The sequence below is a fragment of the Rhodococcus sp. P4_C10 genome (genome assembly GCF_056402135.1).
The window spans coordinates 112155-127129 of record NZ_JBFUHZ010000001.1 but is presented as its reverse complement, the minus strand read 5'-3'; the positions used below and the strand labels follow the sequence as shown (position 1 = coordinate 127129).

Sequence of the window (14975 nt, the reverse complement as noted above, 5' to 3'; positions counted from 1 at the left end):
AATGGCGTCATGGCTGTGCCCGACCACGAGCCGACTGCGGACCACGAGCCGGCCTCGACCCCGGTACCCGCGTCCGCGTCGGTCCGCGCCCGGATGCGTGAACAGCGCCGCCGCGACACCGCGCCGGAGCTGGCACTGCGCCGCGAACTGCACCGGCGCGGCCGCCGCTACCGGGTGGACCGGGCACCGCTGCCGGGCCTGCGACGACGCGCCGACCTGGTGTTCCCGACCGCCCGGGTCGCGGTGTTCGTCGACGGCTGCTTCTGGCACTGCTGCCCCGTGCACGGCACCCGGCCGAAGAACAACGCCAGCTGGTGGGCGGCCAAGCTGGACACCAACGTCGCCCGCGACCGCGACACCGACACCCGACTCGCCGACGCCGGCTGGCGGGTGGTGCGGGTGTGGGAGCACGAGGACTCGGTGACCGCGGCCGACGCCGTGGACCGGGTGCTCGACGACGCTCCGTGATCAGTTCGAGTTGCCCACCAGGCCGTCGTGAAGAACGCCGGACAGGAAGCTGCGCATCATCTGTTCGTACAGCTGCTTCGGCGTCCGTTGATTCGATGCGAGTGCGGCGTCGAGGACCGGGTGGGCAACTCGGTCTACCTTGGCGAAGACGACGGAACGCGTGGCCTCGGGCCTCATCGCCTCGGTGAGGGTGGCGCCCAGCGTGAGCTTCTCGAGCCCGTCGAGTATCTGAACATGTAGCCGCGCAGGAACTCCCGCACCGGCGAGGTACACCGCCGCGGCCTCGAAGTAGTCGGTGACGAGGTTGCGCGGGAGGAACTGCAGCATCAGCGGCGCAGCATTGCGGTGCCGAATCACCACATCCCGGAAGTTCAAGCCGTACGCGACAACCCAGTCCTGCCAATTGCCGAAGTCCTCTTGGCGCGGGACCGCGGTCTCGAGCACGATCCCACGCGCCACCTCGGTCAGGATCTCCGTCCTGTCGGAGAAGTGGTGGTACAACGACGGCGCCTTGACGCCCAGATGCTTGGCCAGACGCGGGAGGCTGAACGCGTCCAGACCCTCGCCGTCGATGATCGCGATGGCCGCCGCCACTGCGGCGGTGCGACTGATCAACGGTTTCGACGGTCGAGCCATGGTGCGCGGTCCCCTCCGCTCGAAATTGGACGATCGTACAAGTTTCGATCGCCGAACCGTCGGGCCGCCGGACAGGTGCACCGAACCGTCCTCGAGCCTGCGCGGTGACACCGACAGGTCGCGTGACGGCCGATCGCGCCTATCGGCGGTGCGTCACGCGCAGGGGTTCGGTGAGCGCCTCCACCGAGTCCTCGCCTCGACCGCCCAGTCCCACCCGGGCCAGCACCGCGACCGCGACCGGCGCCAGCACCACCGTCACCGCCAATGTGATGGATGCGCCGAACACCAGCCCGGCCACCACGTCGTGCGGGTAGTGCACACCGCTGACCACCCGCAGCGCTGCGGTGACGACGGCCGTCAGCACCGCGACCACCATCAGCCAGGTCCGCCGGCTCCCGGCCGCCAGGCCCGCCAGCACCACCGCCGTCGCCAGCGCCGCCGCCATGCCGGAGTGGTTGCTCGGGAAGGACCAGTCGCCGATAGGCGGGCACTCGGAGAGCGCATGCATGTCGGGCACCGCCTCACACGGCCGCGGTTCCGCGATCATCGCCTTGACCACCAGCGTGGACGCCGCCGACCCGACGAAACCGGCCGCGCCGGCCACCCCGACCGCGACGACACGGATGTCGGCCCTCGCCCACCACACGGTCAACGCCAGCAGCCCGGCGAGCACCACCAGCAGCCCCTCGGTGACCAGCTCGGTGAGCGTTCCGGCCTGCGCCGACCAGCCCGACGTCGCCTCGTCGACCCAGCTGTACATCGACGTCGAGTCACGAATCAGCGGGTTGGTGGCCATCTTCCAGGGCCCGAGCACCGTCACCGCGAGGGCGGCGATCAGCAGGGCCAGGACGACAAGGGCCCAGTCGCGGGGAAGTTCGGTGAGTCGGCGGTGCATCCGCCGAAATTTACTCAGTGAAACTGGCAGGACGCTGAGAGGCACCCATACCGCGCAACCCGGGCAACCGGGAGGTCAAACGCCCACGGGAACGCCCGAGCAGGTGTATCAATACACCCTATAACGAAATTGTCGTCGGCAGGAGTACGCACATGACCAGCAGCGCGCCCGATCTCCCCGCGGGCTTCGACATCACCGACCCCGACATCTACGCCCGGCGGCTGCCGCTGCGCGAGTTCGCCGAGCTGCGACGCGCCGCGCCGATCTGGTGGAACCCGCAGCCCCGCGACGTCGGCGGGTTCGACGACGACGGCTTCTGGGTGGTCACCAAGCACGCCGACGTCAAGGAGATCTCCCGGCGCAGCGACGTCTTCTCGTCCTGGGAGAACACCGCGGTGCCGCGCTACGCCGACGACATCACCCGCGAGAGCGTCGAGATGCAGCGCATCGTGCTGATGAACAAGGACGCCCCCGAGCACACCCAGCTGCGACAGCTCGTCTCGCGGATGTTCACCCCGCGGGCCGTGTCGTCCCTGCGCGAGACCCTCGCGGAGCGGGCCGCGCTCATCGTCACCGCGGCCGCGCAGAACCCCACCGGCGACTTCGTCACCGAGGTGGCCAGCGAGCTGCCGCTGCAGGCCATCGCGGAACTGCTCGGCGTGCCGCAGGAGGACCGCGGCAAGATCTTCGACTGGACCAACCAGATGACGGCCTACGACGACCCGGAGGTCGCCGGCGACCCGTTGCAGGCCTCGATCGACATCCTCGGGTACGCGTACCAGATGGCGGAACAGCGGCGCGCCTGCCCGGCCGACGACATCGTCACCAGCCTGGTCCACGCGGACGTCGACGGGCACGCGCTGGCCCCGGACGAGTTCGGCTACTTCGTGATTCAGCTCGCGGTCGCGGGGAGCGAGACCACCCGCAACGCCATCACCCACGGCATGCTGGCGTTCCTCGACAACCCGGACCAGTGGGAGCTGTACAAGCGGGAGCGGCCCTCGACCGCCGCCGACGAGATCGTGCGCTGGTCCACACCGGTGATCGCGTTCCAGCGCACCGCATTGGCGGACACCGAATTGTCGGGCACGCCCATCAAGAAGGGGCAGCGGGTGGTCATGTACTACAGCTCCGCCAACTTCGACGAGGACGTCTTCGATCAGCCGACCAAGTTCGACATCACCCGGAACCCCAACCCGCACCTGAGTTTCGGCGGCACCGGGGCGCACTACTGCATGGGCGCGAACCTGGCCCGGGTGGAGATCGACCTGATCTTCAACGCCATCGCAGACCACCTGCCGGACATCTCCCGCCTGGGTGACCCGCAGCGGCTGCGTTCCGGCTGGCTCAACGGAGTCAAGGAACTGCAGGTGAACTACGGCGCCTGCCCGGTCGCGCACTGACCGACCGGGGGCTCAGCCCGACCGACCGGTCCTGCGCTTGATCGCAATCAGGCGCAGGACCGCCCGGACCTTGCGGAATCGGCTGGGCCGACGCACCGTCCCCAGGCTTCCCACAGGCGCCGCGTCCAGCCGGTCGAGCAGGCGACGGAACCCTTCGATCTGACGCGCCATCAGGTCGACGTCGACCAGCGACTCGCTGCCCGGTTCCCTCAGTGCCAGGAGGTACTGGGGCGCGGTGACAAGTGCGACCGACGGAATGCCGCGCTCGTACATCGGTTCGGCCTCACCGAAGTGCACCAGTGGACCCGGCGCCGAGATGACGGTGTCGGGCGCGACTGCGGCCCGCCAGGTGCCCGCCACCATGTCCCGCAGCTCGGATGTGGTGGCGTAGAGCAGTTCTGGCTCCGTATCGGCGGTCACGCTGTACGTGCCGGCCGCAATGTCCTCGACATCCGCCCTCGCGCCGAGGTGCTCCAGGCACAGCCCCGCGACGGCCCGCGCCCCGCTCGGGCCGCCTTCCCACAGTTCCGGGTGCGCCCCCATCCAGGCGCTGGTTGCCTGCCCGTGACTGGAGATCGCCGGGATGCGCAGGTGCCCCGTGGTGAGCACGAAAACGAAGGTGCGTCGGTGCTGGTGCCGGGCCGCGTGGCGGGCGAGCTCGAGCAATCCCAGGTGGCCGTTCTCCTCGACGCCGTTGGTCCCGTCGCTGTGGGTCACCACCAGGATCGTCTCGGAGCGTTCCGATCCGGCGGAGACGGCCCACACCATGTCCGTCCTGCAGTGCCGATCGATACTGCCGTTCATCCGGAGCGTCGCGCGGGTACCGGCCCGGGCCGCGGCCAGGAGGCGCTCGCCGGATTCGCCCGCCACCCAGAGCGCCGGGAGATCGTGGTACGGCTGGGTGAACGGCAGGTATTGGCCGCGGGCGTTGTCCTCGGTCATGTCGCGCCACACCGCGACGACCGCGCGCACGCCCGCCTTCCGGGCCTTGTCCAGGTCCGGGCCGAGCAGCGTCGCCGACAGCACCGGGTTACGCAACCGCTGCGTACTCGCGTCCGCGTCCCAGTCTCGAACCAGCAGGTCCCGTGGGAACTCGGGGTGCGCGACCTCCACGACGGCGATCTCGCCACGAGCCTGCGACCAGCGCCGGCCGGCACCGAGGTACCGCAGCGTGGCCGTGACTCCCGCAGTGCCCGTAAGACCCGAGTACGGGAACACCGACGAGATCCGCACCGGCCCGTCGGGCAGCTCCAAGCCCAGGCTGTCGGGACCCTCGGGCAGGTCCCAGCGATCGAACCGGTGCTCGTCTCGATGCACCTCGTATCCGAGTTCGGCCAACTCGTCGGCCACCCCCTCGATCACCCGGTTGTGCGCCGCGGTGCCGGTCAGCCGGGGACCGAGGTCGTCGAGTTCACGCTGCCTGCGGGCGAGGTCGTCCGGATCGAGGTCGGTCATGCACCGAGTATTGCCTACCCCCAGCGGGACTGGCCGCCGTCGAGCGGGATGGTCGCGCCGGTCAGGTACCGGGAGTCCTCGGAGACCAGGAAGACGACGGCCCGGCCGATGTCGGTCTCGGGGTCGCCGACCCGGCCCATCGGGATGCTCGCGACGAACTCCGCGGCCTCCTCCGGGTTGTTCTCCATCCACCACTTCAGGCCCGGCGAGAGCGCGTGCGGCGCAACAGAGTTGACACGGATGTTGTCCGGTCCCCACTCGCATGCCGCGGCGCGGGTGAGCGAGCGCATGCCCTCCTTGACGGAGCCGTAGACACCGTAGTTGCTGGCGTCCCAGCGGACCGCCGCCGAGGTCACCAGGTTGATGATCGAGCCGCCGCCCCGGGCCTTCATGTGCGGATGGCAGGCCCGCATGGTGCGCAGGGTGGCCAACGGCCCGGTCGCGAACGACTTCTCGAACTCGGCGTCGTCCGCGTCGAGCAGCATCCCCGGCTTGCAGTCGTTGGCGTTGTTGACCAGCACGTCGATGCCGCCGAGTTCGGCGGCGGTGCGGGCCACCGCCGCCTCGATGTCCTGCGCGTTGCTCACATCGCAACGCACCGGGATCGCGGTACCGCCGATCGCCTCGATCTTCGCGACCGTCTTGTCCAGCTTGGCCTCGGTCCGACCCGCCACCGCGATCGCGACACCCTCCTTCGCCAGGGCCAGCGCGATGCCGCGCCCGATGCCCTGCCCGGCGCCGGTGATCAGCGCGACCTTACCGTCGAGAATTCCCACAGTTGCTCTCCGTTTCAGCGGTGCGTTCTCCAGGTGCATGCCCGACAGGCACGCGAGTGTGCCTGTGGCTCAGGCGAGCTCGGGATGAGTCGCCAGGTACCGGGCAGGGTACTCGCCGCCGCCGTGCACTGCCAGGTCCGCGCCGTTGACGTACGACGACAGCGGCCCGGCCAGGAAGAGGCAGGCGCCGGCGATGTCGTTCGGCACCGCCATCCGCCCGATCGGCAGGGTCCGCGTCACCGCGGCACCGCCGTCCTCGCCGTACACCGACGCCGCGGACTCGGTCCGGATCAGTCCGGTGGTGATGTGGTTGACCCGCACCTTCGGCGCCCACTCCAGTGCCAGCGAGCGGGTCAGCACCAGCAGGCCCGCCTTGGCAGCGGAGTACGCGGCGGTGCCGGGCTGCGGATCGTGGGCGGAGACCGAACCGATGTTTACGATCGACCCGCCGTCGGACTGCTCCCGCATGATCCGGTTCGCTGCCTGCGCAACGTAGAACGGCGCCAACAGGTTCAGCGCCACGATCTTCTCCACGAACCGCGGCGACACCTCCGCGGCGTCCGCGTCCGGCGATCCGCCGGCGTTGTTGATCAGCACGTCGAGGCGCCCCATCGCCGCGGCGGCCTGCTCGACCATCTCGCGGACCGCCTCGGGGTCCCGCACGTCGACGGCCAGGAACGCCGCGCGGCGGCCGTCGGCCTCCGGCAGCGCCTCGGGCTCGGACCGCGCGCACACCGTCACCTGGGCACCGGCGGCGAGGAAGGTCTCGGCGACGACGCGCCCGATTCCCTTGGTGCCGCCGGTGATCAGGACCGCGCGGCCGGTGAAGTCGGCCGGGTTCTCGAGCAACGTGCTCACCGTGCGAACTTCGCCCGGGCACCGCCGATGGCCACGGTGTCCGCGCCCACCTCGAACTCCACCGTGACATCGGACGACTCGGCGTCGCCGCGCCACCCGCGGACCGGCAGCGTCTGGCCCGGGAACGCCGGGGCCGCAAAGCGTCCGGAGAGCTCCAGCAGGTCCGCCGGGTGCACGCCGAGCTCACGCGCCAGCGGCAACGTGCTCGCCGCGAGGGTGCACAGCCCGTGCATGATCGGGCGCGGCTGGTTGATCCGGGCCGCGGCCTCGGGATCGATGTGGATGTGGTGCATGTCCCCGAGCAGGCGGTACAGCGCGGTCTGGTTCTCCCAGGTCGCCAGCTCCGCGGTCACGTTCGGCTCGCCGACCGGGCCCGCGGGCTTGGACGGCCCCCGCTCCCCGCCGAAGCCGCCGGAGCCCGGCGCGAACAGCGACCACGTCGCGACGAAGTACTCGCACTCGACGAGCACCTCGAACACGGCGGCCGCGCCCTTGTCCCACACCTCGCCGACGGAGGCCGTCAGCGTCACCTCGCCGGACCGCGGCAGCGGCTTGAGGACCCGCAACTCCTGCGAGCCGTGCAGCGCGGTCTTGGTGTCGAACGCCCCGCGACTGCCGAGCTCGTCGGGCGCCCACTGCGCCAGCGTCAGCGCGAAGGTCGGCAGCACCCGCAGCCGGTCCTCGAAGACGAGGTCCAGCTCGGTGGCGTAGGCACCGACGGCGAGCGCGTAGATGATCGCGTCGCGCTCGGTGTAGCTCACGGTGCGGGTACCCAGGTCCGTGCCGCGCCAGCTGCCGGCGTTCTCGACCACGGTTTCGGTGGTGCTCATCTACTAATCCACTCCCAGAATCAGTGCGCTGGTCGGGACCGCGGTGCCCGCGGTGACCAGAACGTTCTCCACGCCATCCGGCTGGTTGGTCGAGGTGCCTCGCAGCAGCCTCACACCTTCCGCAATTCCGTTGACGCCGTGCAAGTATGCCTCGCCCACCTGACCGCCATGCGTGTTCGACGGCAGGCGCCCGCCGATCTCCAGGTTGCCCTCGCGGATGAAGTCCTTGGCCTCGCCGGGCTTGCAGAAACCGAGTTCCTCGAGCTGCGGGAGGACCAGCGGGGTGAAGTGGTCGTAGAGGACCGCCGCGTCGATGTGCTCCGGCGTGAGGCCGGACTGCGCGTACAGCTGCCGACCGACCAGCCCCATCTCCGGGATGCCGCTGATGTCGGGACGGTAGTAGCTGGTCATCATGTGCTGGTCCTTCGCGGACCCCTGCGCTGCGGCCTTGATGACGACGGGCTTGTTGGCCAGCGTCTTGGCCCGCTCGGCCGAGACGACGACCAGGGCCTGGCCGCCGTCGGTCTCCTGGCAGCAGTCGAGCAGGTGCAGCGGCTCGGCGATCCAACGCGAGTTCTGGTGGTCCTCGAGCGTGATCGGACGCTCGTAGAACCACGCCTTCGGGTTGTTGGCGGCATGCTTGCGCGCCACCACCGCGACCCGTCCGAAGTCCTCACTTGTCGCACCGTACTGATGCATGTAGCGCCGGGCGAACATGGCGACCCACTGAGCGGGAGTCGACAGTCCCTGCGGGGTCATCCAGGCATACGCCGCGCGGTCCGCGGTGCTGTCCATCGGCCGGTCGTGCTGGCCGAGGCCGTAACGCACGCCGGAGCGTTCGTTGAAGGCGCGGTAGCAGACCACCACGTCCGCGACGCCGGTCGCGACGGCCATCGCGGCCTGCTGCACGGTCGCGCAGGCCGCGCCGCCGCCGTAGTGGATGCGGGAGAAGAACTTCAGTTCCCCGAGACCGCAGTTGCGGGCGACGATCGCCTCGCCGTTGGTCTCGGAGGTGTACGTCGACAGGCCGTCGACCTCGGACGGGTCGATGCCGGCGTCGGCGAGCGCGGCGACGATCGCCTCGCAGGCCAGCTGCAGCTCGCTGCGGCCGGAGTTCTTGGAGAATTCGGTGGCTCCGATGCCGACGATCGCGGCGGCGCCGGAGAGCGGGCTGACTGCCATCAGGCGGCCCCTCCTGTGCTGGTGCGGTCGGGGAACGCGACGGTGACGGTGCCGGTCGCGTGGTGGCCGAGGCTGTTGACGCCGCGGACGTTGACCACCACCTGCCGGTCCGACTTCGAGGCGACCTCGCCGGTCATCGTCATGACGTCACCGGGGTAGTTGGGCGCGCCGAGCCGGATCGCGACGCGGCGCAGCGTCGCGTGCGGGCCCGCCCAGTCGGTGACGAACCGCCCCACCAGGCCGTTGCTGGTGAGGATGTTCATGAAGACGTCCTTCGAGCCGCGGTCGCGGGCCAGCTCCGGGTCGTGGTGCACGTCCTGGAAGTCGCGGGTGGCGATCGCGGTGGAGACGATGAGGGTGCGGGTCAGCGAGATCGCGAGCTCGGGCAGCACGTCGCCGACCTCGATCGCGTCGTAGCTGCGACCGGTGGCCACGGCGGTCATGCGACCACCTCCACACCGGCGGCGAGCTGCGCGCCGAGACGGGCCAGGTCGGAGCTGGCGCCTCCCAGGGTGGCGGCAATCTGCTTGCCCCACAACAGGTGACGGTGCACCGGGTAATCGGTGTCGACGCCCATGCCGCCGTGCACGTGGGTGGTGCGGTGCACGACGCGCTGGCCGCCGTCGCTGGCCCACCACTTGGCGACCAGCACCGAGGTGCCCGGGTCCAGGCCCTCGGACATCCGCCATGCGGCCTGCCACAGGGTCACCCGCATCGCCTCGAGGTCGATGTAGCAGTCGGCGAGCTGGTGGTTGACGGCCTGGAAGGTGGCGAGCGGGCGCCCGAACTGCTTGCGCTCGTTGAGGTAGGTCACCGCCTGGCTCACCGCGCCCGCGCCGACACCGAGCTGGATCGCGGCCAGCGCGAGCTCCACCCGGTCGATCAGCCAGGAGACGGTGGTGCCGTCGGCCGCGCCGAGCAGCTCGGCCGGCGCCGCGTCGAAGTCGACGTTGGCGCAGATCTCGTGCGTCGTGGACTCGGTCTGCTCGAGCGTGACCCCGGCCGCGGCGAGGTCCACCAGGAACAGCGCGGGCCCGGTCTCGGTGGTCGCGGAGACCACCGCGCGGTGCGCGACGTGGGTGACCGGCACGACCGCCTTGGCCCCGGTCAGGCTCCACCGGCCGGACGCGTCGACCACGGCCGCCGTGGCGGGCGCGGCGTCGACGTAGGGGCCGAACTCCTCGAGCCCCACGGTGAGGAAGTGGCTGCCGTCCGCGGCGCCGGGCACCAGTGCGGCGGCCTGCTCCTCGGTGCCGAACTCGCTGATCGCCAGCGCGGCGAGCACGGTCGGCCAGATCGGCACGGGCGCGACGTGGCGGCCCTGCTGCTCGAGCAGCACGTACAGCTCGGACAGCCCGAGCCCGCCGCCGCCGAGGTTCTCCGGCAGCGCGATGCCGAGCAGACCGGTGCCGGCGAGCTCGCGCCACAGGTCGCGGTCCACCCGCTCGGCGGTGCCCTCGACCGCCTTGACGCGGTCGATGTCGGCCTTGCTGGTGAAGACCTCGTCGGCGAGGCCGCGAATCGCCTCTTGCTCTTCGGTGAAGTTGAAGTCCATCAGGAGTCCTCCCGTGCGGCCGGCCGGAACGCGGGAAGCGTCAGTTCCGGGTCGGCGTCGATCCAGTCCAGTTCCACCGGCATGCCGATCTCGACCTGATCGGGCGCGATGCCCGTCATGTTCGCGATCAGCCGCGTGCCCTCCTCGAGCTCGATGGTCGCCACGATCAGCGGGTAGTCGAAGGCATCGATCTTCGGGTGGTGGTTCACGACGAAGCTGTAGACGATGCCGCGGCCCGAGGCGTCGACGGTGTCCCAGTCCAGCGAGCGGCACTCGCCGCACATCGGGCCGGTGGGGTGGCGCAGCACGTCGCAGTTCGTACACCGCTGGATGACCAGGCGGTGCTCCTTGGCGGCCTCGAACCAGAAGGCGTTGTCCTGGTTCAGCGCCGGGCGCGGGCGCAGGGCCCGCGGCTGCTCCGACGCGGCGGCCGGCTCGTCCGACTTGGGCCGGAAGCGCAGCGTCCGCCACCGCTGGGTGCCGACGACCTCGTCGTCGCCGTTGCGGTACGTCTTGAGGGTGGTGACGAAGTGTCCGGTGCCCAGGCCGGTCTTCTTCTCCTCCGAGACCGACTCCACGACCTCGGTGACGCTGACCCGGTCGCCGGGACGCAGTTCGGCGAAGAACTCCTGGTCGGAGTCGGTGGCCACGACCGAGCTGAAGCCCGCCTCGTCCAGGGTGCGGATCAGGTCCGTCCACACCGTCGACGGGTCGTTGCCGGCCATCTTGTCCGCGAAGGTGCGCATCGTCCACACCTGCAGCATCTGCGCGGGCGCCACGGCGCCGTCGCGACCGGTCGCCCGGGCGGCCTCGTCGTCGAGGTGGATCGGGCTGGTGTCGCCCATCGTCTCGACCCAGTGCCGGATCATCGGGGTGTTGACCTCGTCCGGTCCCCAGGTGGCGGGGACCAGCGTGCGACCCTCGAAAGCCTTGAGCTTGGTGAGGAACTCGCTCACTTGACCCTCTTTTCCCGCACCAGGCCGAGGCCGATGGTGCCGACCATGTCGCGGAGCACCTCGTTGACTCCGCCGCCGAAGGTGTTGACGACGCCCTGCCGGGAGATCTGCTCGATCTGACCGGCGAGCAGCGCGCCCGGGGACTCGGGGCGGATCCGGCCGGCGGCGCCGAGGATGCCGAGCAGGGTCCGGTACACGTCGACGTGCGTCTCGGTGCCGTAGGTCTTGGTGGCACCCGCGTCGGCGCCGGACAGCGTGTCCTGCGCGACCGCGGAGGTCATCTTCCAGTTCAGCAGCCGCATCGCCTCGAGCTTGGCGTGGGTGCGCGCGAAATCCTGCTGCACCCAGGGAATCTCGATGACGCCGTTGTCCTTGGCCCACTGCAGCACCTGGTGCCACAGGCCGTAGGTGCGGCCGCCGATCGCGGCCAGGCCGATCCGCTCGTGGTTGAGCTGCGCGGTGATCAGCTGCCAGCCGCCGTTGATCTCGCCCACCACGTCCTGCGCACCCACCCGGATGCCGCTGTAGTACGTGGAGGTGACCATCAGACCGCCGACGGTGTTGATCGGCGACCACGAGAAGCCCTCGTCGTCGGTCGGCACGATCAGGATGGAGATGCCCTTGTGCTTGGGCGCGTCGGCGTCGGTGCGGCACGCCAGCCAGACGTAGTCCGCGGTGTTGGCGCCACTGGTGAAGATCTTGTTGCCGTCGACCACCCACTCCTCGCCGTCGAGGACGGCGCGGGTCTTGAGCGAGGCCAGGTCGGTGCCGGCCTCCGGCTCGGTGTAACCGATGGCGAAGACGATGTCGCCGGCGAGGATGCCGGGCAGGAAGCGGTCCTTCTGCTCCTGCGTGCCGTACTTCATCAGCGTGGGGCCGACCGTGTTCACCGTGACGAACGGGAAGGGCAGCCCGGCCCGCTGGACCTCGTCGAAGAAGACGAACTGCTCCTCGATCGAGCGACCCTGTCCGCCGTACTCCACGGGCCAGCCGATTCCCAGCCAACCGTCCTGGCCCAGCAGCTTGACGATCTCGCGGAAGTACTCGCCGCCCACGCCCTGCTCGCCGGCAGCCCGGCGCTTCTCCTCGGGCAGCAGGGCCGCGAAATACGCGCGCAGCTCCTGCCGAAGCTCGGCCTGCGCCGCCGACTCCCTCAACTCCATCGATGTCTCCCATGTCTCGCGTCACTAGCCGCAGTTCGGACGCTACGTCGGAGCGCCGATCGCCTCCCGGGAAATCTCACTGAGCGGTAGCTGGGGGGCAGCTGCGCGGGGTGGCGGCCGCATACTCGGTGGATGACCGCCGCCAGTACCCTCACCGCGCTCGCCGACCGTCTCGCATTGGCGGACCTGGTCGGCCGGTACGCCGCAGCCGTGGACGCCCGCGACGCCGCGGCACTGACCGCGTTGTTCACCCCGGACGCGGTGCTGGTGCAGCCGCCGGCCCTGGTGCGACGCGGCCAGAGCGCCGAGGTGTCCGGCGCGGAGGCCGTCGTCGCGACCGTGCTGGGCGCGACGGCGCACCTGCACTCGACGCATCACGCGGTCGGGCAGCAGGTGCTCGACGTCGGAGATGCCACTGCGACGGGCCAGACGTACTGCCTGGCGCACCACGTCTACGCGGGCAAGGACGGGTTCCGGGACAACAGCCTGGCCCTGCGCTACCAGGACGAGTACCGCAGGGTCGACGGCCGCTGGCTGCTCGCGCGGCGCCGACTGGTGGTCGACTTCGCCGAGGACCGAGCCGTCACCGTGCCGGGCGCCTGACCGGTCAGGGCACGCCGAGCAGCCGGAGCCCCGCCGCGACGACGGCGGCCGCGACGACCGCCACCACGAAAGGCGCCTTGCGCCAGGCCAGTACGCCCCCGACCAGTACCCCGACGGGCCGCGCGATGCCCGCCGCGCCCTGGTCCTCGGTCAGCGCGGAGGTTGCCGCCACCGCGACCAGCAGCACCACCGCGGCGGCGCCCATCAGCTTCTCGGTCCGCGCCGAAACGGCCGCACGGGTCCGCAGCACCGGGCCTGCGAACCGGATGGCGAAGGTCCCGGCGGCCAGCAGTGCCACCGTGATCATCACCGCCACAGAAGCATTCACCGGACAGCCACCTTCTTCCCGACCACCGCGACCACCCCGACCAGCGCCAGCAGCACCGGGATCCCGGCCGGCAGGAAGGGCGTGGCGGCCACCGCCACGGCGGCACCGACGAGGGCGGCCTTGGCCGTGCCGGCGTCCCGCAGGGCCGGGAGCACCAGCGCCAGCAGCACGGTCGGGAACATCGCATCGAGCCCGAACACGTCGGTGTCCCCGATGACGGTGCCCGCCGCGGCACCGACGAGGGCGCCGAGCGGCCAGCAGATCAGGATCCCGAGTCCGGCGAGCCAGAAGGCGGCGCGCCTGCGCGCGGGTTCGGGTTGGCCCAGCGCGAAGACGACGCTCTCGTCGTTGAGCAGGTGGCTGCCGAGCACCCGCCGCCAGCCCCGCCCGGTGACCTCGCCGACCGCCAGACCGAACGGCAGGTGCCGCGCGTTGACCAGCAGGCCCGCGACCATCGCCGCGACCGGGCTGCCACCGGCCGCGACGATCCCGAGGTAGAGGAACTCCGAGGCCCCGGCGAGGACCAGCACCGCCATCAGCACCGGCAGCCACGGCTCGAACCCGAGACCGACCGCGATCGCGCCGTACGAGATGCCGACGACACCGTCGGCCAGGCACACCAGCGCGATGTCCGCCCGGAGGCCGCGGTCGAGTGTTCGCCATGTCGAACGCATGGACTTTATGATGAACAACCCTCGGTTCGTTCGTCAAGTCGAACACATCGACCGATAGAGTGAACGCATGACATCGGGAGGTAAGGCGCCGCTGGCGGTCATCGCGGCCTCGCTACGACAGGAACGCGAGCGGGCCGGGCTCTCGCTCACCGAGGTGGCGCGCCGGGCCGGGGTGGCCAAGTCCACCTTGTCCCAGCTCGAGTCCGGCAGCGGGAACCCCAGCGTGGAGACCCTGTGGGCACTCTGCGTGGCACTCGACATCCAGTTCTCCCGGCTCATCGACCCGCCGCGGCCGCGCGTCCAGGTGATCCGGGCCGACGAGGGTCCGTCGGTGCACTCCGAACGGTCCGACTATCAGGCCACCCTGGTGGCCTCGTGCCCGCCGAACGCGCGCCGCGACATCTACCGCCTCACGATCGAGCCAGGTCCGGCGCGCGAGTCCGATCCGCACCCGCCCGGGGTCGTCGAGCACGTCGTGCTCAGCGCCGGCCGCGCGCTGGTCGGCCTCGCCGGCGAACCGGTGGAACTCGGGCCGGGCGACTACATCTCGTACCCGGGCGATGTCGCTCACGTCTTCCAGGCGCTCGAGCCGGGCACCCGCGCGGTGCTCGTCTCCGAACACTCCTGACGGGCCCGTCAGCTACGCCCCTACTCCGGACCCGCCGCCGGCCCGGTGCGCGTCCATCGCCCGCGCGACCTGCCCCTCGGTGACGTTCGGGGCGACCCGCAGCTCAGACAGCGGAACCTCGCGGCCGGACTCGCTGCGCACCTGCACCCGAACCTGCTCGCCGGTGGTGTCGTCGAGCAGCCCCAGCGGGCCGCCGCGCCCGCCCTGCAGGTACTTGTCGCCCCACTGCATCAGCGCCAGGACGGCGGGCAGCAGGTCCCGCCCCTTCTCAGTCAGCACGTACTCGTAGCGCGTCCGCTGCCCCGGCTCCTTGTACGGCCTGCGCTCGAACAGGCCCTCCGCCGTCAGCTCCCGCAGCCGGGACGCCGCCACCGCCTCGGTGATCCCGACGCGGCGCGCGAAGTCGTCGAATCTAGTTGTCCCGTAGTAGGCCTCGCGCAGGATCAGTATCGCCGAACGGGTGCCGACGACCGCCATCGCCCGGCCGATCGAGCAGTACGAACCGGCCTGCCAAGCCCCTCGATCCGCGAGAAATCCGTCCAACCGTGCCGCGTCCATGCGATCC

The 14975-nt window shown here is 70.7% G+C and carries 18 protein-coding genes; 4 read left to right on the top strand and 14 right to left on the bottom strand.

The features are described from left to right. Positions 1-9: 9 nt before the first annotated feature. Positions 10-468, top strand: a complete 459-nt coding sequence (gene vsr, locus AC1DWC_RS00595) for a DNA mismatch endonuclease Vsr (RefSeq protein ID WP_477905219.1) — start codon at positions 10-12, stop codon at positions 466-468. Here vsr and AC1DWC_RS00590 read toward each other — a convergent pair whose 3' ends face one another. Together AC1DWC_RS00590 and AC1DWC_RS00585 are read right to left on the bottom strand one after the other, a co-directional pair. Beyond that, positions 469-1104 (bottom strand): TetR/AcrR family transcriptional regulator, encoded by a 636-nt coding sequence (locus AC1DWC_RS00590; protein ID WP_477905217.1) that lies wholly within the window; start codon positions 1102-1104, stop codon positions 469-471. It abuts the gene before it with no gap. Positions 1105-1243: 139 nt separating this feature from the next. Then, positions 1244-1999, bottom strand: coding sequence for a phosphatase PAP2 family protein (locus AC1DWC_RS00585; protein WP_477905215.1), 756 nt, complete (start codon positions 1997-1999; stop codon positions 1244-1246). Positions 2000-2151: 152 nt separating this feature from the next. Between AC1DWC_RS00585 and AC1DWC_RS00580 the strand changes: the two genes are divergently transcribed. After that, positions 2152-3402, top strand: coding sequence for a cytochrome P450 (locus AC1DWC_RS00580; protein ID WP_477905213.1), 1251 nt, complete (start codon positions 2152-2154; stop codon positions 3400-3402). A gap of 12 nt (positions 3403-3414) precedes the next feature. Here the strand turns inward: AC1DWC_RS00580 and AC1DWC_RS00575 are convergent, their stop codons facing one another. The 9 genes from AC1DWC_RS00575 to AC1DWC_RS00535 form a co-directional block, all read right to left on the bottom strand. Further along, positions 3415-4857: a hypothetical protein gene (locus AC1DWC_RS00575; RefSeq protein ID WP_477905211.1), complete on the bottom strand. Its 1443-nt coding sequence runs from the start codon at positions 4855-4857 to the stop codon at positions 3415-3417. 14 nt (positions 4858-4871) lie between these two features. Beyond that, positions 4872-5633: an SDR family NAD(P)-dependent oxidoreductase gene (locus AC1DWC_RS00570; protein WP_477905209.1), complete on the bottom strand. Its 762-nt coding sequence runs from the start codon at positions 5631-5633 to the stop codon at positions 4872-4874. A gap of 69 nt (positions 5634-5702) precedes the next feature. Continuing rightward, entirely contained in the window at positions 5703-6482 is a 780-nt protein-coding gene (locus AC1DWC_RS00565; RefSeq protein WP_477905418.1) for an SDR family oxidoreductase, read from the bottom strand. 5 nt (positions 6483-6487) lie between these two features. Next, positions 6488-7321, bottom strand: coding sequence for a MaoC/PaaZ C-terminal domain-containing protein (locus tag AC1DWC_RS00560; protein WP_477905207.1), 834 nt, complete (start codon positions 7319-7321; stop codon positions 6488-6490). 3 nt (positions 7322-7324) lie between these two features. After that, positions 7325-8503, bottom strand: coding sequence for a lipid-transfer protein (locus AC1DWC_RS00555; protein WP_477905205.1), 1179 nt, complete (start codon positions 8501-8503; stop codon positions 7325-7327). Then, positions 8503-8946 (bottom strand): MaoC family dehydratase, encoded by a 444-nt coding sequence (locus tag AC1DWC_RS00550; protein WP_477905204.1) that lies wholly within the window; start codon positions 8944-8946, stop codon positions 8503-8505. The genes AC1DWC_RS00555 and AC1DWC_RS00550 overlap by 1 nt, the downstream gene beginning before the upstream one ends. Further along, a complete protein-coding gene (locus AC1DWC_RS00545; RefSeq protein ID WP_477905203.1) occupies positions 8943-10058 on the bottom strand; it encodes an acyl-CoA dehydrogenase family protein in 1116 nt (371 codons plus the stop codon). The genes AC1DWC_RS00550 and AC1DWC_RS00545 overlap by 4 nt, the downstream gene beginning before the upstream one ends. Next, entirely contained in the window at positions 10058-11014 is a 957-nt protein-coding gene (locus tag AC1DWC_RS00540; RefSeq protein WP_477905201.1) for a bifunctional MaoC family dehydratase N-terminal/OB-fold nucleic acid binding domain-containing protein, read from the bottom strand. The genes AC1DWC_RS00545 and AC1DWC_RS00540 overlap by 1 nt, the downstream gene beginning before the upstream one ends. Beyond that, positions 11011-12177: an acyl-CoA dehydrogenase family protein gene (locus AC1DWC_RS00535; RefSeq protein WP_477905199.1), complete on the bottom strand. Its 1167-nt coding sequence runs from the start codon at positions 12175-12177 to the stop codon at positions 11011-11013. Before AC1DWC_RS00535 ends, AC1DWC_RS00540 begins: the two co-directional genes overlap by 4 nt. 132 nt (positions 12178-12309) lie before the next feature. Between AC1DWC_RS00535 and AC1DWC_RS00530 the strand changes: the two genes are divergently transcribed. Continuing rightward, a complete protein-coding gene (locus AC1DWC_RS00530) occupies positions 12310-12780 on the top strand; it encodes a nuclear transport factor 2 family protein (protein WP_072843449.1) in 471 nt (156 codons plus the stop codon). 4 nt (positions 12781-12784) lie between these two features. Here AC1DWC_RS00530 and AC1DWC_RS00525 read toward each other — a convergent pair whose 3' ends face one another. Continuing rightward, the gene (locus AC1DWC_RS00525) at positions 12785-13108 is read right to left on the bottom strand and encodes an AzlD domain-containing protein (protein ID WP_477905195.1); all 324 of its coding nucleotides are present in this window, start codon (positions 13106-13108) and stop codon (positions 12785-12787) included. Further along, the gene (locus AC1DWC_RS00520; RefSeq protein ID WP_477905193.1) at positions 13105-13782 is read right to left on the bottom strand and encodes an AzlC family ABC transporter permease; all 678 of its coding nucleotides are present in this window, start codon (positions 13780-13782) and stop codon (positions 13105-13107) included. Before AC1DWC_RS00520 ends, AC1DWC_RS00525 begins: the two co-directional genes overlap by 4 nt. 67 nt (positions 13783-13849) lie before the next feature. Between AC1DWC_RS00520 and AC1DWC_RS00515 the strand changes: the two genes are divergently transcribed. Next, entirely contained in the window at positions 13850-14410 is a 561-nt protein-coding gene (locus tag AC1DWC_RS00515; RefSeq protein ID WP_477905191.1) for a helix-turn-helix domain-containing protein, read from the top strand. A 12-nt stretch (positions 14411-14422) separates the two neighbouring features. Here AC1DWC_RS00515 and AC1DWC_RS00510 read toward each other — a convergent pair whose 3' ends face one another. Beyond that, on the bottom strand, positions 14423-14968 hold the full coding sequence (locus tag AC1DWC_RS00510; RefSeq protein WP_477905189.1) for a winged helix-turn-helix transcriptional regulator: 546 nt from the start codon (positions 14966-14968) through the stop codon (positions 14423-14425). Positions 14969-14975: the final 7 nt, after the last annotated feature.

Coding starts and splice junctions, on each gene's coding strand:
- vsr (WP_477905219.1), top strand. CDS start 10: ATGGCTGTGCCCGACCACGAGCCGACTGCGGACCACGAGCCGGCCTCG.
- AC1DWC_RS00590 (WP_477905217.1), bottom strand. CDS start 1,104: ATGGCTCGACCGTCGAAACCGTTGATCAGTCGCACCGCCGCAGTGGCG.
- AC1DWC_RS00585 (WP_477905215.1), bottom strand. CDS start 1,999: ATGCACCGCCGACTCACCGAACTTCCCCGCGACTGGGCCCTTGTCGTC.
- AC1DWC_RS00580 (WP_477905213.1), top strand. CDS start 2,152: ATGACCAGCAGCGCGCCCGATCTCCCCGCGGGCTTCGACATCACCGAC.
- AC1DWC_RS00575 (WP_477905211.1), bottom strand. CDS start 4,857: ATGACCGACCTCGATCCGGACGACCTCGCCCGCAGGCAGCGTGAACTC.
- AC1DWC_RS00560 (WP_477905207.1), bottom strand. CDS start 7,321: ATGAGCACCACCGAAACCGTGGTCGAGAACGCCGGCAGCTGGCGCGGC.
- AC1DWC_RS00555 (WP_477905205.1), bottom strand. CDS start 8,503: ATGGCAGTCAGCCCGCTCTCCGGCGCCGCCGCGATCGTCGGCATCGGA.
- AC1DWC_RS00550 (WP_477905204.1), bottom strand. CDS start 8,946: ATGACCGCCGTGGCCACCGGTCGCAGCTACGACGCGATCGAGGTCGGC.
- AC1DWC_RS00545 (WP_477905203.1), bottom strand. CDS start 10,058: ATGGACTTCAACTTCACCGAAGAGCAAGAGGCGATTCGCGGCCTCGCC.
- AC1DWC_RS00535 (WP_477905199.1), bottom strand. CDS start 12,177: ATGGAGTTGAGGGAGTCGGCGGCGCAGGCCGAGCTTCGGCAGGAGCTG.
- AC1DWC_RS00530 (WP_072843449.1), top strand. CDS start 12,310: ATGACCGCCGCCAGTACCCTCACCGCGCTCGCCGACCGTCTCGCATTG.
- AC1DWC_RS00520 (WP_477905193.1), bottom strand. CDS start 13,782: ATGCGTTCGACATGGCGAACACTCGACCGCGGCCTCCGGGCGGACATC.
- AC1DWC_RS00515 (WP_477905191.1), top strand. CDS start 13,850: ATGACATCGGGAGGTAAGGCGCCGCTGGCGGTCATCGCGGCCTCGCTA.
- AC1DWC_RS00510 (WP_477905189.1), bottom strand. CDS start 14,968: ATGGACGCGGCACGGTTGGACGGATTTCTCGCGGATCGAGGGGCTTGG.